We start from the raw sequence: 19,556 nt of genomic DNA, 5'->3' as shown, positions 1-19,556 counted from the left end.
ATTTCATCGAAACCGCCGAATCTGAAATTGCATGGCTTTCGTTTTTGCATATTATGAAACAAAACGAAAATGGGGAGGACGGAATGTACCTGACAGGTCGGCAGGCGGAAATCCTGGAGCTGGCGAAGAGCGAGGGCCGGGTGCTCGTGGAGGAACTGGCGCAGCGCTTTTCCGTTACGCCGCAAACCATCCGAAAGGACCTGAACGACCTCTGCGACGCCAAGATTTTGAACCGCATTCATGGCGGTGCGATCTTCCCGAGCGGCAAGGAAAACGTCAAATACGATGCCCGCCGCCAGATCGCAGCACCGGAGAAGCAGGCGATCGGCAGGGCGGCCGCCGAACTCATCCCCGACAACGCCTCGCTGTTCATCAATATCGGCACGACGACCGAGGCCGTGGGTGAAGCGCTGCTCGACCACAAGGAATTGATGGTCATCACCAACAACATCAACGTCGCCAACCGCTTGCGAGTGTTCCCCTCGATCGAGGTGGTGATCACCGGCGGCGTCGTGCGTGGCTCCGACGGCGGTATCGTCGGCGAGGCCGCCGTCGACTTCATCAAGCAGTTCAAAGTCGATTTCGCGGTCATCGGCGCCTCGGCGATCGACCATGACGGCGCGCTACTCGATTTCGATTTCCGAGAAGTGAAAGTCGCCCAGGCGATCATCGCCAATGCACGCCATGTCATCCTCGTTTCCGACTCGACCAAATTCGAAAGAACCGCGCCGGTGCGCATCGGCCATATCTCCCAGGTCCAGACCTTCATCACCGATCGCTGTACGCTTGAAAATGTCAGGAAAATCTGTGCCGAACAGGATGTTCGGCTGATCGAAACCGACGTCTGAATCGGGAGGTTTAGACACCCCTAAAGATTCGGGGAGCATTCGTTTGACATTCGGTATGTTTTCGTTTTAACTGATTTCACTTTCGCTCATGCATCAATTTGTGCATCGCGAAAAGTGGAGGGGAAACAGCAGTGTCAGAGCAGGCAATCTACGACGTCTTCGTCATCGGCGGCGGCATCAACGGATGCGGCATCGCGCGCGACGCGGTCGGCCGCGGATACTCGGTCGCCTTGGCCGAAATGAACGATTTCGCCTCCGGCACCTCTTCCGGCTCCACCAAGCTCATTCATGGCGGCCTGCGCTATCTCGAGCATTACGAGTTCCGCCTCGTGCGCGAAGCGCTGATGGAGCGTGAAGTGCTCTGGGCAATGGCGCCGCACGTCATCTGGCCGATGCGCTTCGTGCTGCCCTATCATAAGGGCGGCCTGCGCCCGGCCTGGCTCATCCGCCTCGGCCTCTTCCTTTACGATCACATCGGCGGCCGCAAGCTGCTGCCGGCAACGGCGACGCTGGACATGAACCGCGATCCGGCCGGCAAGCCGCTGAAGCGGCTGTTCAACAAGGCGTTCGAATATTCCGACGGCTGGGTCAATGACGCCCGCCTGGTTGTGCTCAATGCCCGCGATGCTGCCGATCGCGGCGCCGTGATCATGGCCCGAACCCGCGTCGTCTCGGCACGGCGTAAAGGCGCGCTCTGGACCGTCGAGACCGAAAATCAGGCAACCGGCGAACGCAAGACCCTGCAGGCGCGCATGCTCATCAATGCGGCCGGCCCCTGGGTCGATGCGGTGCTTTCGGGCGCGCTCGGCAAGAACGACGTCCACAATGTCCGCCTCGTCCAGGGCAGCCACATCGTCGTGAAGAAGAAGTTCGACGATCCGCGTGCCTATTTCTTCCAGAACCCGGATGGCCGCATCATGTTCGCCATCCCTTACGAGGAAGACTTCACGCTGATCGGCACCACCGATCGCGACTACACCGGCAACCCGGCGGATGTGCGCATCAGCGATGCCGAGGTCGACTATCTCTGCAGCGCGGCGAGCGAATATTTTCTGGAACCGGTGACGAAGGACGATATCGTCTGGACTTATTCGGCCGTGCGCCCGCTCTATGATGACGGCGCCAGCAAGGCGCAGGAAGCAACCCGCGACTACGTGCTGCGCGTCGAGGGCGACAAGGGTGCGGCACCGCTGCTCAACGTCTTCGGCGGCAAGCTCACGACCTACCGCCGCCTCGGTGAATCCGCGCTCGAAAAGATCGGCGAGGCGATCGGCGTCAAGGGTTCGAAATGGACCGCAGGATCAAAGCTGCCGGGCGGAGAATTCCCCGCCCAGGGTTATGCCGACGAAGTCGCAAGACTGCAAAAGCAATACCCCTTCCTTGCGCCTGTGCATGCCCGTCGCCTTGTGCGCCTCTACGGCACGCAGGCAGCCACCCTCCTGGGTTCGGCCTCGAACGAGGCGGCGCTCGGCCGCCGCTTCGGCGCCGATCTCTACGAGGCGGAAGTCAAGTGGCTGATCGCCAAGGAATGGGCACGGCGCGCCGAGGACGTGCTGTGGCGCCGCACGAAACTGGGATTGAAGCTGACGCCCGGCGAGGCGGCGGCGCTGGAGGAATACATGCGAGGTGCGGCCGACGCAGCCGCGTGAGGATCCTCGCATTCTGAAGCATTTCCAGCCAAAGCGCGCAGAGGCTCTGCGTCCGGAAATGCGAAAAACGACGAGATGGAGCGTTTCCACGCCGGCTTGGAAACGCTCGGGAATGCCGACAGGCTGGGTGGAGAATTCAATGCTTGAAATGAAGAAGATATCCAAGGTCGTGGGCGGGGAGACGCATATCTACCCGACCGACCTGGTGCTGGAGAGGGGGTCGCTCAATGTACTGCTCGGCCCGACCCTGTCCGGCAAGACGTCGCTGATGCGGCTGATGGCCGGTCTCGACAAGCCGGCTTCCGGTTCGCTGATCTTCGACGGCATCGATGTGACGGGCCTGCCGGTGCAAAAGCGCTCGGTCGCCATGGTCTACCAGCAGTTCATCAACTACCCGGCGATGACCGTCTATGAGAACATCGCCTCGCCGATGCGCATCAGCGGCGCCGACACCGCGACGATCGACCGCGAAGTGCGCAAGGCCGCCGATCTCCTGAAGCTGACGCCCTATCTCGACCGCACGCCGCTCAATCTCTCGGGTGGTCAGCAGCAGCGCACGGCACTTGCCCGCGCCATCGTCAAGAATGCCGACCTCGTGCTGCTCGACGAACCGCTCGCCAACCTCGACTACAAGCTGCGCGAGGAACTGCGCGAGGAACTGCCGAAGATCTTTTCCGCCTCCGGTGCCATCTTTGTCTATGCGACGACAGAGCCTTCGGAAGCGCTGCTGCTCGGCGGCAATACCGCAGCCCTCAGCCAGGGCCGCATCACCCAGTTCGGCAAGACCATCGACGTCTATCGTCGTCCGGTCGATCTCATCACCGCCCGCACCTTCGCCGATCCGCCGCTGAACTGCATCGAACTCGTCAAATCAGGTTCGGCTTTCGCGCTCGACGGCAAGCCGGTGCTGACGGTGCCTTCGCATCTGGCTGGCATCGCCGACGGTCCCTGCACCGTCGGCTTCCAGCCGCACCATATTTCGTTCGACCGTCCGCAAGGCAGCGGCGACGCACTCACCGTCAAGACCGCGATCTCCGAGATCGCAGGCTCGGAAAGCTTCATTCACGTCGGATTTGCCAATGCGCGCTGGGTCATGCTCGCGCCAGGCATTCACGACATCGAACCCGACGCGACCCTCGAGGTCTTCGTCGACACCCGTCATCTCATGGCCTTCGGGCCTGATGGACGCGCCATCGGCGGCGCGGCCTAAAGGGGGCGCTGGGAGGAAAACATGGCACGCATCGATCTCGAACATATCCGCCACGCCTATGGCGCCAAGCCGAAGTCTGAAAACGACTACGCGCTGAAGGAAGTGCATCACGAATGGAACGACGGCGGCGCCTATGCGCTGCTCGGCCCTTCCGGCTGCGGCAAGACCACGCTGCTCAACATCATCTCCGGCCTGATCAACCCGTCGGAAGGGCACATCCTCTTCGACGGCAAGGACGTGACGCATCTCTCGACCCAGGAACGCAACATCGCCCAGGTGTTTCAGTTCCCGGTGATCTACGACACGATGACGGTCTACGACAATCTGGCCTTCCCCTTGCGCAACCGGCATGTGCCGGAAGCCGAGGTTGACCGCCGCGTCAAGGAGACGATCGAAATGATCGGTCTCGGCGGCTGGGCGAAGAAGACCGCCCGCGGGCTGACCGCCGACCAGAAGCAGAAGATCTCGCTTGGCCGCGGCCTCGTGCGCAACGACGTCAGCGCCATCCTGTTCGACGAGCCGCTGACGGTCATCGATCCGGAAATGAAGTGGGTGCTGCGCTCACAGATCAAGCGGCTGCACAAGCAGTTCGGCTTCACCATGGTCTATGTCACCCACGACCAGACCGAGGCGCTCACTTTCGCCGACAAGGTCGTCGTCATGTATGACGGCCAGATCGTTCAGATCGGTACCCCGGCCGAACTCTTCGAGCGCCCGCGCCACACGTTCGTCGGCTACTTCATCGGTTCGCCGGGCATGAACGTGCTTCCGGTCAAGCTCGACGGCAACACCGCGACGGTCGGCGGCGAACACGTGGCGTTGAACTTCCTGCCCAAGTTCAAGGCCGGCGCCAAGACCGAGCTCGGCATCCGCCCGGAATTCGTCTCGCTCGGCCGCGAAGGCATGCCCGTGGCGATCACCAAGGTAGAGGACATCGGCCGCCACAAGATCGTGCGTGCCCGCTTCGCCGATCAGCCGATCTCGATCATCGTCGACGAGGATGGCGAGATCCCCGCCGATCCGCGCGTCCGCTTCGATCAGAAAGCCATCAACATCTACGCCGATTCCTGGCGCGTCGGCGAGGAGGCCTGACCATGGAAAAAACCTGGAACAACAAGGCCTGGTTCATGGTGCTGCCGGTTCTCGTGCTGGTCGCCTTCTCGGCCGTCATCCCGCTGATGACCGTCGTCAACTATTCGGTCCAGGACACCTTCGGCAACAACGCGTTCTTCTGGGCCGGCACCGACTGGTACGTGCAGGTGCTGACCTCCGACCGCTTCTGGGACGCGCTCACCCGCAACCTGATCTTCTCGGCGATCATTCTGGCCATCGAAATCCCGCTCGGCATCATCATCGCCCTCAACATGCCGAAGAAGGGTCTCGGCGTCCCGGTCTGCCTCGTGCTGATGGCGCTGCCGCTCTTGATCCCGTGGAACGTCGTCGGCACCATCTGGCAGGTCTTCGGCCGCGTCGATATCGGCCTGCTCGGCCGCACGCTCGAAGGCATGGGCATCAACTACAACTACGTGCAGAACCCGGTCGCTGCCTGGGTGACGCTGATCGTCATGGACGTCTGGCACTGGACGAGCCTCGTCGTGCTCTTGTGCTATGCCGGCCTCGTCTCGATCCCGGACGCCTATTACCAGGCGGCCAAGATCGACGGCGCCTCGCGCTGGTCGGTGTTCCGCTACATCCAGCTGCCGAAGATGAAGCGTGTGCTCCTGATCGCCTTCCTGCTGCGCTTCATGGATAGCTTCATGATCTACACCGAGCCCTTCGTCGTTACCGGCGGCGGCCCCGGCAACTCCACCACCTTCCTGTCGATCGACCTCGTCAAGACGGCCATTGGCCAGTTCGACCTCGGTCCGGCGGCAGCGCTATCGATCATCTACTTCCTCATCATCCTGCTGCTCTCGTGGATCTTCTACACCGTGATGACCACGAGCGACGCGCAAGGCTGATAAAGGCGGGAGGAGAACCAACATGCAAACACAACCGCTTACCGAACGCCTTTCCTGGCTGGTGCCGACGATCTACATCGTCTTCCTGCTCCTGCCGATCTATTGGCTCGTCAACATGAGCTTCAAGGAAACGAGCGAGATCCTCAGCACCTTCTCGCTCTGGCCGGTGAACCCGACGCTCAGGAACTATCAGGTGATCTTCACCGATCCATCCTGGTACAACGGCTACATCAACTCGATCATCTACGTCGTGATGAACACGGTGATCTCGGTATCGGCAGCGCTGCCGGCGGCCTACGCCTTCTCGCGCTACCGCTTCCTCGGCGACAAGCACCTGTTCTTCTGGCTCTTGACCAACCGCATGGCGCCGCCGGCCGTTTTCGCCCTGCCGTTCTTCCAGCTCTATTCGGCCTTCGGCCTGATCGACACGCACATCGCCGTGGCACTTGCCCACTGCCTGTTCAACGTGCCGCTCGCCGTCTGGATCCTCGAAGGCTTCATGTCGGGCGTGCCGAAGGAAATCGACGAAACCGCGTATATCGACGGCTATTCGTTCCCACGCTTCTTCGTGAAGATCTTCATGCCGCTGATCGCCTCGGGCATCGGTGTCGCCGCCTTCTTCTGCTTCATGTTCTCCTGGGTCGAACTGCTGCTAGCCCGCACGCTGACGACCACGGACGCCAAGCCAATCGCCGCCACCATGACCCGCACCGTTTCCGCTTCCGGCCTCGACTGGGGCGTGCTGGCCGCTGCCGGCGTGCTCACCATCATTCCGGGCGCGCTGGTGATCTATTTCGTCCGCAACTACATCGCCAAGGGCTTTGCCCTGGGGAGGGTATGATGACCGCTCAACCCATTCGCAAGGCCCGTTGGCAACTGCCCTTCGCCGCCGTTCTGATCGTCTATGCCGCCGCCGCCGGGCTGCTCATGAGCATGCTGCCGATCAAGGACGGTGCGCGCGACTGGTTCGCGCCGCTGGTCGCCGGTGGCTGGATGGCCTGGTCGTTTCCGTCGGCCATGTTCTTCCTCACCATCTTCGCGCTGCTGTCGATGATGGCGGTCTGGGAATATGCCGCGCCGGGCGGAAACCCGCGCGTCGGCATCCTGCGCTTCGAGACGACACGGGGCGATCGCCTCTTCGTGTCGCTGCTCGGAAGCGCCTTCATTCACCTCGCATGGCTCGGTTTCGTCGGCGGGCAGAACCTGTGGTGGGCGCTCGCGCTCTCGCTGGTCTATGCCGTCGGCGTCTTCCGCTATGTCTGAGGCGAGCCGATTTGAGGGGCCGCGGGAGCGGCCCCTCAAAAGCTAAAGAACCGCATTCGCAAACCTAAGGGAGGGAATTATGCGACGGCATCTTTTGACTACGACGGCGGCTATGCTGCTGGCTTTCACCGGCACCGCTTTTGCCGGCATGGACGAGGCAAAGAAGTTCCTCGATACCGAAATCGGCGACATGTCCTCGCTCGACCGCGCGGCCCAGGAAGCCGAAATGCAGTGGTTCGTCGATGCGGCCAAGCCCTTCGCCGGCATGGAAATCAAGGTCGTTTCCGAAACGATCACCACCCATGAATACGAATCGAAGACGCTGGCCAAGGCCTTCGCCGACATCACCGGCATCAAGATCACCCACGACCTGATCGGCGAAGGCGACGTCGTCGAAAAGCTGCAGACGCAGATGCAGTCGGGCGAAAACGTCTACGACGCCTACATCAACGACTCTGACCTGATCGGCACCCATTGGCGTTACCAGCAGGCGCGCAGCCTGACGGACTTCATGGCCAATGAAGGCAAGGACGTCACCAATCCGAACCTCGACATCGACGACTTCATCGGCAAGTCCTTCACGACCGCGCCGGATGGCAAGCTCTACCAGCTGCCCGACCAGCAGTTCGCGAACCTCTACTGGTTCCGCTACGACTGGTTCAACGACGAGAAGAACAAGGCGGACTTCAAGGCGAAGTACGGCTACGACCTCGGCGTTCCGGTCAACTGGTCGGCCTATGAGGACATTGCCGAGTTCTTCACCGGCCGCGAAGTCGACGGCAAGAAGGTCTATGGCCACATGGACTACGGCAAGAAGGACCCGTCGCTCGGCTGGCGGTTCACCGACGCCTGGCTGTCGATGGCCGGCAACGGCGACAAGGGCATCCCGAACGGCAAGCCGGTCGACGAATGGGGTATCAAGGTCGACGAGAACTCGCGTCCGGTCGGCTCGTGCGTTGCCCGCGGCGGCGACACCAACGGCCCGGCGGCCGTCTACTCCATCCAGAAGTACCTCGACTGGATGAAGGCCTATGCACCGGCTGCTGCCCAGGGCATGACCTTCTCGGAATCCGGTCCGGTTCCGTCGCAGGGCGAAATCGCCCAGCAGATGTTCACCTACACGGCCTTTACCGCCGACTTCGTCAAGCCGGGCCTGCCCGTCGTCAACGAGGACGGCTCGCCGAAGTGGCGTTTCGCTCCGAGCCCGCACGGCGTCTACTGGAAGGACGGCATGAAGCTCGGCTACCAGGACGCCGGTTCCTGGACGCTCTTGAAGTCCACCCCTGACGATCGCGCCAAGGCCGCCTGGCTCTATGCGCAGTTCGTGACTTCGAAGACCGTCGACGTGAAGAAGAGCCATGTCGGCCTCACCTTCATCCGCCAGTCGACGCTTGACCACAAGAGCTTCACGGACCGTGCTCCGAAGCTCGGCGGTCTGATCGAGTTCTACCGTTCGCCGGCCCGCCTGCAGTGGTCGCCGACCGGCACGAACGTTCCTGACTATCCGAAGCTGGCTCAGCTGTGGTGGCAGGCGATCGGCGACGCATCCTCGGGTGCCAAGACCGCTCAGGAAGCCATGGACTCGCTGTGCGCCGAGCAGGAGAAGGTTCTCTCCCGTCTCGAACGTTCGGGCGTTCAGGGCGACATCGGCCCGAAGCTCGCCGAAGAGCATGACCTTGAGTACTGGAACGCCGAAGCCGTCAAGGCTGGCAACCTCGCTCCGCAGCTGAAGGTCGAGAACGAGAAAGAAAAGCCGCAGACCGTCAACTACGACGATCTGGTCAAGAGCTGGCAGAAATAACAAGAAGGCCGCCCCCACCGGGCGGCCTTTTTCTTTCAGGAGATGCGGCACCGGGGTCGGCAACGGCCCCGGTATTTCTTTGCCGGCAATCCCTGAGGGGGCATGGCCGTGCCTACATCCGGGCCAGCCGAAGGCGTCCGGACTTCTCGGACCGGCGCTTGTCGAAGATCGCTCGGACGGCGTGCGTCGAGCCGTCGTCCATCTGCACGGTCATGTCCATGTAGAGATGCTTGTCGACGATAGCGATCCGGATATCGAATGGCTGGCCGCGATAGTGGCTGTCCCCGTCCTCGCTCCAGCGACCGATCCCCTCGGCGCTATGGCCGCCTCCAGCGCGTCCGAGATGGACCACCGCGAACCATCCGTCCTTGCCCGTCACCTTCAGGACCGGACCGTTCCGCCTGATTTCGACCCAGCAGGCCTCGCACGCGTCCGTTCCTGACGCCACCTGCTGCCACTGCCCCGGAAAGGTGGCGCCGTTGGCGCGCGCGGCAACCGGTGGAAGCGCGAAGGCGAGCGCGAACAGCACAGCGAGCAAACGCCAGAAGGCCAATCTCCAAGATACCATCGACCATGATCCCAAACGAACAGCGCCGGAGCACCGGCGTAAGAGACCATCGCTGCTTCGCATTGCGGCTACGTTGCATGGTCTCCCGCCTCGTCAGGCTCGCCTGTAGCTTTTCGTCAAGGCTCGCGACCTTGGCGGCAACCGTTCCCGCCACCAGGGCATCGTGACTGATTTCCCCCGGATTCCGGAAAGTGTTTTCGCTTTCGCAATACTTGCGACATTCTGCCTCGGCACGGAAAAATTGCGCTCCCCTGTTGGAGGACGGGGGAACCGGACTGGTCGACGTGATGGGAGGAGGAACCATGAGCGACGTTTCCAGCATACACCCGGTGGACGAGAAGCTGCCTGTGGGCAGGCTCGCCACGCTTGGGATCCAGCACGTTCTTGTCATGTATGGCGGCGCCGTCGCGGTACCGCTGATCGTCGGCCGGGCATTGCAGCTCAGCCCCCAGGATGTTGCCTTCCTGATCTCGGCCGATCTGTTCGTCTGCGGCATCGTCACCATCATCCAGTCGCTCGGCCTCGGTCGCAGCTTCGGCATCCGCCTTCCCGTCATGATGGGCGTTACGTTCGCGTCCGTCGGCCCGATGGTTTCGATGGCGGCGATGACCCCGGGCCAGGAGGGCGCGCGCATGATTTTCGGCGCCATCATCGGCGCCGGCCTCGTCGCCCTGCTGATCGCGCCGTTGATGGGCAGATTGCTCAAGTTCTTCCCGCCGATCGTCACTGGCACCATCATTCTCGTCATCGGCGTTTCGCTGATGCGGGTGGGCGTCAACTGGATCTTCGGCAATCCTTTCGGCCCAACGGCGCCGAAACTGGTCGACCCAGCCCATGCCGAATGGCTGGCCGCGATGAAGGCCGCGGCCGCCGCCGGCGGCGGGCCTGCTATTCCTGATGGTCTGGTGCTCGGCGCCACGGTGCCGAACCCGCTCTATGCGGAGCCGAGCCACATCGCGCTTGCCGCCTTCGTGCTTGTGTCCATCCTCGTCATCGCACGCTTCGGCCGCGGATTGATCAGCAACATCGCGGTGCTGACCGGCGTCGTCCTCGGCTGCGTCCTCGCCGCCGCACTCGGCATGATGCACTTCGACCGGGTGGCCGACGCCGGCTGGTTTGCCGTGGTCACGCCGCTGCGCTTCGGCATGCCGATCTTCGATCCGGTGCTGATCGCCACCATGTCGCTCGTGATGATCGTCGTCATGATCGAATCGACCGGCATGTTCCTGGCGCTCGGCGAAATGACCAACCGCGAAGTATCGCAGCAGCAACTGACGGCGGGGCTCAGGGTCGATGGCCTCGGCACGATGATCGGCGGCCTGTTCAACACCTTCCCCTATACGAGCTTCTCGCAGAATGTCGGTCTCGTCGGCGTCACCGGCGTAAAGAGCCGCTATGTCTGCGTGATGGGGGGCGCCATCATGATCGCGCTCGGACTGATCCCGAAGATGGGCGCGCTGGTGGAAGCGGTGCCGACCTTCGTGCTCGGCGGCGCCGGCCTGGTGATGTTCGGCATGGTGGCGGCCACCGGCGTGCGCATCCTGTCGACCGTCGACTTCAAGTCGTCGCGCAACAACCTCTTCGTTGTCGCCGTCTCGGTCGGCTTCGGCCTGATCCCGTTGATCGCGCCGAACTACCTGATGTGGCTGCCGCATGCGATCCACCCGATCATCGAGTCCGGCATCGTGCTCGCCTCGATCTCGGCGGTGGTGCTCAACGCCTTCTTCAACGGCCTGAGCCTGGAAAGGTCCGCGTCCGTCAACGCGGCCAAGCTCGCCGACAGCCACTGAGCGATACAGAAAGCACCCGCCCCGGTCCCGAAAGGTGACCGGGGCTTTGTCGTCTCACGTCCACGGAGAGATCTCGATACTTCGATCGCCACCGAAGCATCTGCCATCTCCACGGCGCTAGAAGAAGGACAACGACGACGACACGGAGGTTCCATGCCATGGCCAAGACCAATCTCACCCTCGAGCTTCTCCTGCTGCTTGCGCTTGCCACGCTCTGGGGCGCTTCCTACACCTTCATCAAGATCGGCGTTGAAACCATTCCGCCGGTCACGCTGATTGCCGCTCGTACCTTGATCGCCGGCGCCCTGCTTCTCGCGGTTCTCCGTTGGCGTGGCCTGAAGATGCCGCGCGACCTCGCAACCTGGCGGCGGTTCCTGTTCCAGGCTTGCCTCAACAGCGTCGTGCCCTTCACACTGATTGCCTGGGCCGAGCAGACGATCGATGCCGGCATCGCCTCGATTCTCAATGCGACGACGCCGATCTTCGCCTTCCTTATGACGGCCCTGGTCACCCACCACGAGCCGGTCACCGCCCGCAAGCTCGTCGGCGTCATTGCCGGCATGACCGGCATCAGCCTGATCATCGGCATGGAGGCCTTCGGCGGCCTCGGCGAACAATTGCTGCCACAGCTCGCCGTGGTGCTTGCAACCGTCTGTTATGCCGGTGCCGCCATCTTCGGGCGCAGCTTCAAAGGGCTCGACCCGATGATGCCCGCCGCCGGCTCGCTGATATCAGGCACGGTGCTGCTGATCCCCACCAGCCTCATCGTCGACAGGCCCTGGACGCTGGCTCCATCCATGGATTCGCTGCTTGCGCTCCTTGGCCTCGCAGTCTTTTCGACAGCACTTGCCTTCGCCATCTACTTCCGGCTGATCCAGACGCTGGGTTCGGTCGGCGCCACGGCCCAGGCCTATCTGCGCGTGCCGGTCGGTGTCGCCATCGGCGCGATCTTCCTCGGCGAACGGCTGTCGGACACCGCCTGGATCGGTCTCGGTTGCGTCATCATCGGCGTTGCGGCCATGACCATACCGGCACGGCGGCGCACCTCCGCCGTCGCGGGTCGCGGCTGACACTCTTTTCATTTGAAAGCAAAAGGAGACGTTGCGCGACATCACGAGCGCAACGACTCTGACGAGCTTCGCTCAGTCCTTGCGCTTGCGGCAGTAGAGCTCGAGCCGGTGGCGCACGAGATCGTAGCCGAGCTCGGCGGCAATCTCCGCTTGCAGTTGCTCGATCTTGTCGGAACGGAACTCGATCACAGCCCCCGTGTCGATATCGATCAGATGATCGTGATGCGGCGCGTCGGCGGTCTCGAAACGCGCCGTCGCGCTTTCGAAGGCATGGCGCTGCACGACGCCCTGCTGCTCGAGCGCTGACAGCGTCCGGTAGACCGTCGAAAGCGAGACGGTGGCGTCGATTTCCTTCGCCCGGCGATGCAGTTCGTTTGCATCCGGATGGTCTTCGGCGGTGGCGAGAATCTTCAGGATTGCGGAGCGCTGGCGCGTAACGCGCACGCCGCCATCCCGCAAAACGCCTTCCAGCTCTTCGACACGATTCTTGTTCTGTTTCATGGTCGTTACACTAGCCAAGGGCATTGGTTTTGAAAATAGCTAGTTGCGAATGCTTCGCATTTGCATTGACTTATGCAAATCATTCCCCTACTCCTGTTGATGTCAACATCTGGGAGTAGCGAATGATCGATCAGACGAAGCGCGCGATCCTGGCAGCGGCAGCTGCCCTGGCAGCCATCGCGCTCCTTCCCGGCGCCGGCTCAGCGCAGGAGAAATTCAAGGCAGTGACGACCTTCACGGTCATTGCCGACATGGCCAAGAACGTCGCAGGCGACGCCGCAATCGTCGAATCGATCACCAAACCGGGTGCCGAGATCCACAACTACCAGCCGACCCCGCGCGACATCCTGAAGGCGCACGACGCCAAGCTGATCCTGTGGAACGGTCTGAACCTGGAGCTCTGGTTCGAGAAGTTCTTCCAGAACTTTGATGACGTCCCCGGTGCCGTCGTCTCGACCGGCGTCGAGCCCATGGGGATTGCCGAAGGCCCCTATAGCGGAAAGCCCAATCCGCATGCCTGGATGTCGCCATCGGCAGCCCTCATCTATGTCGACAACATTCGCGACGCCTTCGTGAAGTACGATCCCGCCAATGCCGAGACCTACAAGGCCAATGCCGAGGCCTATAAGCAGAAGATCGAGGCGACCATCGCGCCGATCCGCGCCGAGATCGCCAAGATCCCCGAAGACAAACGCTGGCTGGTTTCGAGCGAAGGCGCCTTCAGCTACCTGATCCGCGATTTCGGCATGAAGGAACTCTACCTCTGGCCGATCAATGCCGATCAGCAGGGTACCCCGCAACAGGTTCGCAAGGTCATCGACGCCGTCAGGGCCAACCACATTCCGGTCGTCTTCTCCGAAAGCACGATCTCGCCCGATCCGGCTGAGCAGGTGGCGCGCGAAACCGGTGCAAAATACGGCGGCGTGCTCTACGTTGATTCCTTGAGCGAGCCGGACGGTCCGGTTCCGACCTATATCGATCTGCTGCGCGTCACATCGGAAACCATCGCCAAGGGGCTTTCGCAATGAACCTTCAGGTGAAGCCCCGCTCCGGCTCCGCGCCGGCATCCGGCGAACAGGGCAGCGGCATACGTGTTACGGGTGCCACCGTTACCTACCGTAATGGTCTGCGGGCCCTGCGCGACGCGACCTTCGAGATCCCGACGGGCACGATCACGGCGCTCGTCGGCGTCAACGGCAGCGGCAAGTCCACCCTCTTCAAGGCGATCATGGGCTTTGCCCGGCTGTCGCGCGGCGAGATCTCGATCCTTGGCCGTTCGGTTCCGGAAGCGCTCAAGAAGAACCTCGTCGCCTATGTGCCGCAGGCCGAGGAGGTCGATTGGAACTTCCCGGTCCTGGTCGAGGACGTCGTCATGATGGGCCGCTACGGCCACATGAACATGCTGCGCATCCCGAAGAAGGCAGACCATGAGGCGGTCGAGGCAGCGCTCGCCCGCGTCGGCATGAGCGACTATCACAAGCGCCAGATCGGGGAACTCTCCGGCGGCCAGAAGAAGCGCGTCTTCCTGGCGCGCGCGCTCGCCCAGGATGGCAAGGTCATCCTGCTCGACGAACCGTTCACCGGCGTCGACGTCAAGACCGAGGACGCGATCATTCGCCTCCTGATCGGCCTGCGTGACGAGGGCCGGGTCATGCTGGTTTCCACACATAACCTCGGCAGTGTGCCGGAATTCTGCGACCGCACCGTGCTCCTCAAGAACACCGTGCTCGCCTATGGCCCGACGGAAACCACCTTCACCCGCGAAAACCTGGAACTCGCCTTCGGCGGCGTTCTCCGGCACTTCGTGCTCGGCGGCGAAAACCTGCATGACGATGCCGATCCGCGGCAGCTCGCCGTCATCACCGACGACGAGCGCCCGCTCGTCATGTATGGCGACAAGGATCGGATGGTGGCGCAGCCGGCAAAACCCGAGACCAACGGGGAACCGAACGGCAAATGATCGCCACGCTCCTGGAACCCTTCACCTATGGCTACATGGTCAATGCCATGTGGGTGAGCGCGCTGGTCGGCGCCGTCTGCGCCTTCCTCTCCTCCTATCTGATGCTCAAGGGCTGGTCGCTGATCGGTGATGCCCTCTCGCATTCGATCGTCCCGGGGGTCGCCGGCGCCTATATGCTCGGCCTGCCCTTCTCGCTCGGCGCCTTCTTCTCCGGCTCGCTTGCCGCCGGCGCCATGTTGTTTCTCAACCAGCGCACAAGGCTCAAGGAAGACACGATCATCGGCCTGATCTTCACCTCCTTCTTCGGCCTCGGGCTTTTCATGGTCTCGCTGTCGCCGACATCGGTGAATATTCAGACCATCGTGCTCGGCAACATCCTGGCGATCACGCCCGCCGACACACTGCAGCTCGCGATCATCGGCATCGTCTCGCTGGTCATTCTGACAGCGAAGTGGAAGGACCTGATGGTGACCTTCTTCGATGAGAGCCACGCCCGCTCGATCGGCATTCCCACCACCTTCCTCAAGGTGCTGTTCTTCACCCTGCTCTCGGCCTGTACGGTCGCAGCACTGCAGACCGTCGGCGCTTTCCTTGTCATCGCCATGGTGGTGACGCCTGGCGCGACCGCTTACCTGCTCACGGATCGCTTTCCGCGGCTGATCCTGATCAGCGTCGCCATCGGTGCGCTGACGAGCTTCTTCGGCGCCTATTTCAGCTACTTCCTCGACGGTGCCACCGGCGGCATCATCATCGTGCTGCAGACACTCATCTTCCTGACGGCCTTCGTCTTGGCCCCGAAGCACGGGCTGCTCGCCGCGCGCAGGCGCAGCGCCGAACCGATGGAGGCTGCCCGATGATCTCGCTCGACATGCTGCTTGCGGTCTTCGAATTCGAGTTCATGCGCAACGCGCTTCTGATCTCGGTGCTGGTGGCAATCCCGACCGCCATGCTCTCCTGTTTCCTGGTGCTGAAGGGCTGGTCGCTGATGGGCGACGCGATCTCGCATGCGGTCTTCCCCGGCATCGTCATCTCCTACATCGTCGGCCTGCCGCTTGCCGTCGGCGCCTTTGCCGCCGGCATGTCCTGCGCGCTTTTGACCGGCTATCTCAAGGAAAACAGCCGCATCAAGCAGGATACGGTGATGGGCGTGGTCTTCTCCGGCATGTTCGGCTTCGGGCTGGTGCTCTACACCAAGATCCAGAGCGACGTGCACCTCGACCACATCCTCTTCGGCGACATGCTCGGCATCGGCTGGCGCGACATCGCCGAGACCGGCGTGATCGCCTTGGTCGCCACCGGTATTCTCGCCGTCAAATGGCGCGATTTCCTGCTGCACGCCTTCGATCCCGCCCAGGCCAAAGCCGTCGGTCTTCCGGTTAACTGGTTGCACTATGGGCTGCTCGCGATCCTGTCGCTGACGATCGTCGGCGCGCTGAAGGCGGTGGGGCTGATCCTTGCCATCGCCATGCTGATCGCACCCGGCGCCATCGCCTTCCTGGTCACCCGCACCATGGGCGCCATGCTCATCGTCGCCGTGCTCATCGCGATGACGGCCTCCTTCTGCGGCGTCTATCTCTCCTTCTTCATCGACAGCGCGCCGGCGCCGACCATCGTGCTCCTGATGACCGTCATGTTCCTGATCGCCTTTGCCTGGACCTCCTGGCGGACCTACCGGAACGAAGCGCGGCGGGCGATCGAATGACAAAGAGGCTCCCGTTGCAGGGAGCCTCATCGCCTGTTCTCAGTGGCTCGGATGGAGCGCGTCGTTGAGATACATGCAGGTCAGCATGGTGAAGATATAGGCCTGGATGAGCGCCATCAGCAGTTCGAGCCCGGTCAGCGCCACCGTCATCAGCAGCGGCATGACCGCGGCCAGGATCCCGAGCGCCCCAAAGCCGCTGAGGCCCACGACGAAACCGGCGAAAACCTTGAGCGTGATGTGGCCGGCCAGCATGACCGCGAATAGACGAACCGAGTGGCTGACGGGACGCGAGAGGTAGGAGACCACCTCGATCGGGATGATGATCGGCGCCAGAATCAACGGCACGCCCGCCGGCATGAACAGCCTGAGGAAGCCGAAGCCGTGCCGGTAAAGGCCATAGAGCGTGACCGTCAGGAACACCAGCATGGCCAGCGCGAAGGTAACCGCGATATGGCTCGTCACCGTGAAGGCATAGGGGAACATGCCGATCAGGTTGGCGGTGAGGATGAACACGAAAAGCGAGAAGACCAGCGGGAAGAAGCGCATGCCCTTCTCGCCGGCATTGTCGCGCAGCGTCTTTGCCGCAAACTCATAGAGGATCTCGGCCGCCGACTGCGCCCGGTTCGGCACGAGGCCGCGTCTTCCCGTTGACAGGATCAGGAACAGACTGGCGATCGCCACCGTCAGCACCATATAGGCGGCCGAGTTGGTAAAGCTGATCTGGTGACCGCCGATCTCGGCGATCGGTAGGAGTGACTTGATCTCAAATTGTTCGATGGGTCCGGCCATCATCAACCTCATGTGTTGGCGGAGACGCATCGGCGGCGCGCGTCGGCGGCCGCCGGCGCGTCAATGTGTTGGACAAGCGATCGGCGGCCGAGATCGTTCCACGAAGCGATTGCTTCCGATGGAATGACTAGGCTGTTCAATAAAGGGAAAGGTCGCGCGGACGTGCCGCGAGCTTTGGGGCTGCATGATGCGATCGACTCCAAGTATCTCGGTCGAGATACTGGGGCCGTCCCCAGGCGAAGCACCGACGCGGGTCGTCCCGCGTGCGCCTGACCTAGAGGCAATTTGCAGCGGGGTCAAGCTGGCTTGCCCCCGATCGTGGCTTGGGCGCTAGCCGAAGCGGCGATGATCCGCAAGCACGTCTTCGATCACCGTGCGCTGCTTTGCCTTCTCGCTTGCAGGTGCGCCGGTCATGCCGGCAAGCACGATCAGCGCCTTCCACAGGGTCCAGCCACGCCCGCGGGCCCAGGCACCGCGATCGAGTGCCATGCCATGACGGAAGACCTCGCGGCTCTCGCCATGGAAGAACGTCCAGGCGATCGCCAGATCGCAGGCGGGGTCGCCGACACCCGAAGTGCCGAAATCGATGACCGCGCTCAAGCGACCCTGCGCGACCAACAGGTTGCCCCAGGCGATATCGCCGTGAAACCAGACGGGCGTCCCCTCGAATGGCGCAGCAAGGGCCGCTTCCCAGACCTCTCTGGCCGCCGCCGTGTCGACCTGTCCCTCAAGCAGTGGGAGCGCCTGACGTGTCTGCTCGTCATAGAAGGCAGGCGGACCGCCGCGGTGGAAGTTATGGTCGCCGGGCAAAGGCCCACTCGCAGCATCCGCCTGCCGCAAGGCGCGCAGAAACCGCGTGAGATCCTTCGCCACTTGCCCGAGATCTGCGACCCGTTCCACCACCAATGTTTCCCCCTGAAGCCAGCGGTAGACAGACCAGGGCCAGGGAAAGCCTTCTCCCGGCGTGCCCTTGGCAAGCGGCACGGGAATGGGCAGCGGCAATTGGGGAGCCAGCCGCGGCAGCCAGCGGTGCTCCTTTTCCACTTGCAGCACATAGCGCTCGGCGCTTGGAAGGCGCACGGTCATCTGCTCGCCGAGCCGGAAGCTTCTGTTGTCCCAGCCGCCGGGCTCGATCGGGCGCACCGCAAGATCCGACCATCGCGGAAACTGTGTCGCGATCAGCCGCCGTACCAGCGACGCATCGATCGCAAGCTCGGCTGAATTCGGGTTTGCCATGACGTATTCCATTCGATGTTTGCGTCCAGCAAGCTATGGGATCGTCCCCGAATTTCAACTTCCTAGTTCACCGTAACACTCGCTCAGCGGCGCGTTGTGTTGAGACGTGACAGTCGCTTGCCGATATCGGCGGTTGCATATTGCCGCCGCGACGGATTTCGAGGATGAAGAAGGCCTAGACCCGTTGATAGCTTGAGATCATGGAAGCCCGGCCGACCGATCATCTTTTGCTGGAGGTCCCGCGCCTCATCGCACCCCGCCGGGCAGGCGGGACCGCATGAGCACGCCCCGTGGCAAGACGCCGGCTCCAAAGCCTGCCGGTCGGACGGGACTGCGCTTCTTTCTCGTCGCTCTCATCCTGATCGTCACCGCCATTCTCGCGACGGCCCTGCTTGCCAACGAACAGCGCAACCTCAAGAAAGTTCTCGTGGCATTGGGTCTGCCGACGACCTTCCTGGCGAAGAGCAAGCCCTCCGAATCGACGGCCGAGAAGCCGGCAAGGCGCGAACCGCCACGCATCGCCCTGCCCGCCTGGACCTTCCAGGATCTGCAGACGCCGGAGCAGCAGTTCCTGCGCGTCATCCGCAGCGATCCCAAGGCGCTCTGCGACGAGTTGCGCGACGCCGGCTTTCGCGAACTCGAATGGAAAGCCGGTGCCGGTGAGCGTGCCCAATGGGAATGTTCGTCACTCGTCTCCTTCCCGCGTCCGGGCGAGGACAAGCCCTCATCGATCTTCATCTTCGTCAAAGGCAGCGGCGAGGAGGAAATCACCTCCTTCCGCGTCAAGCTCAACATCGAGCGACCGGAGGACCGCCAGGCCGTGACCACGGCAGCGGCGCGGGCAGCGGCGGTGTTCCTCGACCACGTGCGCTGGGCCGATGCCGCAAGCGTCACCCTGCAAATCCAGGCGCTGAAGGAATTCGATCTCAAGCGTTTCGGCAGCCGCATCCAGTTCAAGCGCGAGTCCGACGAGGTGACGCCGCGCTTTAACTTCCTTGCCAACCAGCCGCCGCGCGCGCGGCCGAAGAGCATTGCCGAGCTTTACTTCGACCGGAGCAAATGGCTCGCCTATGGCGATGCCGGACTGCGTAGCTTCGTCAAGGGCCCGACAGACTGGAACGTGCCGGCAAAAGTGCCGAATGGGAAGGAGCCAGCGACGGACGCCACGCTCGGCGAGAAGCCCTCCGCGGGTCATGCGCCGTGACGAT

19 protein-coding genes are annotated in these 19,556 nt (G+C 62.6%); 15 read left to right on the top strand and 4 right to left on the bottom strand.

Features of this window, described 5'->3' with window-relative positions:
- Positions 1-83 precede the first annotated feature (83 nt).
- From ACTJKM_RS14030 to ACTJKM_RS13995, 8 genes are all read left to right on the top strand, one after another.
- Entirely contained in the window at positions 84-848 is a 765-nt protein-coding gene (locus ACTJKM_RS14030) for a DeoR/GlpR family DNA-binding transcription regulator (protein ID WP_058321804.1), read from the top strand.
- 131 nt (positions 849-979) lie between these two features.
- On the top strand, positions 980-2,497 hold the full coding sequence (gene glpD / locus ACTJKM_RS14025) for a glycerol-3-phosphate dehydrogenase (protein ID WP_058325681.1): 1,518 nt from the start codon (positions 980-982) through the stop codon (positions 2,495-2,497).
- A 139-nt stretch (positions 2,498-2,636) separates the two neighbouring features.
- The gene (locus ACTJKM_RS14020) at positions 2,637-3,707 is read left to right on the top strand and encodes an ABC transporter ATP-binding protein (RefSeq protein ID WP_058325682.1); all 1,071 of its coding nucleotides are present in this window, start codon (positions 2,637-2,639) and stop codon (positions 3,705-3,707) included.
- Positions 3,708-3,728: 21 nt separating this feature from the next.
- Complete coding sequence (locus ACTJKM_RS14015; RefSeq protein WP_057255039.1) at positions 3,729-4,799, top strand: ABC transporter ATP-binding protein; 1,071 nt, start codon at positions 3,729-3,731, stop codon at positions 4,797-4,799.
- A 2-nt stretch (positions 4,800-4,801) separates the two neighbouring features.
- Positions 4,802-5,668 (top strand): carbohydrate ABC transporter permease, encoded by an 867-nt coding sequence (locus tag ACTJKM_RS14010; RefSeq protein ID WP_057255038.1) that lies wholly within the window; start codon positions 4,802-4,804, stop codon positions 5,666-5,668.
- Positions 5,669-5,690: 22 nt separating this feature from the next.
- Entirely contained in the window at positions 5,691-6,509 is an 819-nt protein-coding gene (locus ACTJKM_RS14005; protein ID WP_057255037.1) for a carbohydrate ABC transporter permease, read from the top strand.
- The gene (locus ACTJKM_RS14000; protein WP_082616181.1) at positions 6,509-6,931 is read left to right on the top strand and encodes a DUF2160 domain-containing protein; all 423 of its coding nucleotides are present in this window, start codon (positions 6,509-6,511) and stop codon (positions 6,929-6,931) included. Before ACTJKM_RS14005 ends, ACTJKM_RS14000 begins: the two co-directional genes overlap by 1 nt.
- A gap of 79 nt (positions 6,932-7,010) precedes the next feature.
- The gene (locus ACTJKM_RS13995; protein ID WP_057255036.1) at positions 7,011-8,732 is read left to right on the top strand and encodes an ABC transporter substrate-binding protein; all 1,722 of its coding nucleotides are present in this window, start codon (positions 7,011-7,013) and stop codon (positions 8,730-8,732) included.
- A 112-nt stretch (positions 8,733-8,844) separates the two neighbouring features.
- Here ACTJKM_RS13995 and ACTJKM_RS13990 read toward each other — a convergent pair whose 3' ends face one another.
- Entirely contained in the window at positions 8,845-9,300 is a 456-nt protein-coding gene (locus tag ACTJKM_RS13990) for a hypothetical protein (protein WP_156414740.1), read from the bottom strand.
- 302 nt (positions 9,301-9,602) lie between these two features.
- Between ACTJKM_RS13990 and ACTJKM_RS13985 the strand changes: the two genes are divergently transcribed.
- Complete coding sequence (locus ACTJKM_RS13985) at positions 9,603-11,090, top strand: nucleobase:cation symporter-2 family protein (protein ID WP_440660517.1); 1,488 nt, start codon at positions 9,603-9,605, stop codon at positions 11,088-11,090.
- A 158-nt stretch (positions 11,091-11,248) separates the two neighbouring features.
- Complete coding sequence (locus ACTJKM_RS13980) at positions 11,249-12,160, top strand: DMT family transporter (RefSeq protein WP_058325684.1); 912 nt, start codon at positions 11,249-11,251, stop codon at positions 12,158-12,160.
- A 72-nt stretch (positions 12,161-12,232) separates the two neighbouring features.
- Here ACTJKM_RS13980 and ACTJKM_RS13975 read toward each other — a convergent pair whose 3' ends face one another.
- Positions 12,233-12,661: a Fur family transcriptional regulator gene (locus tag ACTJKM_RS13975; RefSeq protein ID WP_057255032.1), complete on the bottom strand. Its 429-nt coding sequence runs from the start codon at positions 12,659-12,661 to the stop codon at positions 12,233-12,235.
- Positions 12,662-12,783: 122 nt separating this feature from the next.
- On the opposite strand from ACTJKM_RS13975, the gene ACTJKM_RS13970 reads away from it, so the two are divergent.
- From ACTJKM_RS13970 to ACTJKM_RS13955, 4 genes are read left to right on the top strand one after another with little or no spacing between them, the layout of a single operon-like run.
- Entirely contained in the window at positions 12,784-13,689 is a 906-nt protein-coding gene (locus tag ACTJKM_RS13970) for a metal ABC transporter substrate-binding protein (RefSeq protein ID WP_440660515.1), read from the top strand.
- Positions 13,686-14,621 (top strand): manganese/iron ABC transporter ATP-binding protein, encoded by a 936-nt coding sequence (locus tag ACTJKM_RS13965; protein ID WP_440660514.1) that lies wholly within the window; start codon positions 13,686-13,688, stop codon positions 14,619-14,621. The genes ACTJKM_RS13970 and ACTJKM_RS13965 overlap by 4 nt, the downstream gene beginning before the upstream one ends.
- Positions 14,618-15,478, top strand: coding sequence for a metal ABC transporter permease (locus tag ACTJKM_RS13960; RefSeq protein ID WP_057255029.1), 861 nt, complete (start codon positions 14,618-14,620; stop codon positions 15,476-15,478). The genes ACTJKM_RS13965 and ACTJKM_RS13960 overlap by 4 nt, the downstream gene beginning before the upstream one ends.
- Positions 15,475-16,323 carry a metal ABC transporter permease gene (locus tag ACTJKM_RS13955; protein WP_058321744.1) on the top strand — a complete coding sequence of 283 codons (849 nt, stop codon included), beginning with the start codon at positions 15,475-15,477 and terminating at the stop codon, positions 16,321-16,323. Before ACTJKM_RS13960 ends, ACTJKM_RS13955 begins: the two co-directional genes overlap by 4 nt.
- A 39-nt stretch (positions 16,324-16,362) precedes the next feature.
- Here the strand turns inward: ACTJKM_RS13955 and ACTJKM_RS13950 are convergent, their stop codons facing one another.
- Together ACTJKM_RS13950 and ACTJKM_RS13945 are read right to left on the bottom strand one after the other, a co-directional pair.
- Positions 16,363-17,112: a F0F1 ATP synthase subunit A gene (locus tag ACTJKM_RS13950; RefSeq protein ID WP_110878784.1), complete on the bottom strand. Its 750-nt coding sequence runs from the start codon at positions 17,110-17,112 to the stop codon at positions 16,363-16,365.
- 330 nt (positions 17,113-17,442) lie between these two features.
- Complete coding sequence (locus ACTJKM_RS13945) at positions 17,443-18,348, bottom strand: aminoglycoside phosphotransferase family protein (protein ID WP_440660511.1); 906 nt, start codon at positions 18,346-18,348, stop codon at positions 17,443-17,445.
- Positions 18,349-18,625: 277 nt separating this feature from the next.
- Between ACTJKM_RS13945 and ACTJKM_RS13940 the strand changes: the two genes are divergently transcribed.
- The gene (locus ACTJKM_RS13940; protein ID WP_440660509.1) at positions 18,626-19,552 is read left to right on the top strand and encodes a DUF6030 family protein; all 927 of its coding nucleotides are present in this window, start codon (positions 18,626-18,628) and stop codon (positions 19,550-19,552) included.
- Positions 19,553-19,556: the final 4 nt, after the last annotated feature.

It is taken from the genome of Ensifer sp. 22460 (assembly GCF_052044935.1).
Taxonomy (GTDB): domain Bacteria; phylum Pseudomonadota; class Alphaproteobacteria; order Rhizobiales; family Rhizobiaceae; genus Ensifer.
Note: the sequence above shows the minus strand (reverse complement) of the source record. Positions and strands in the feature narration are given on the sequence as shown.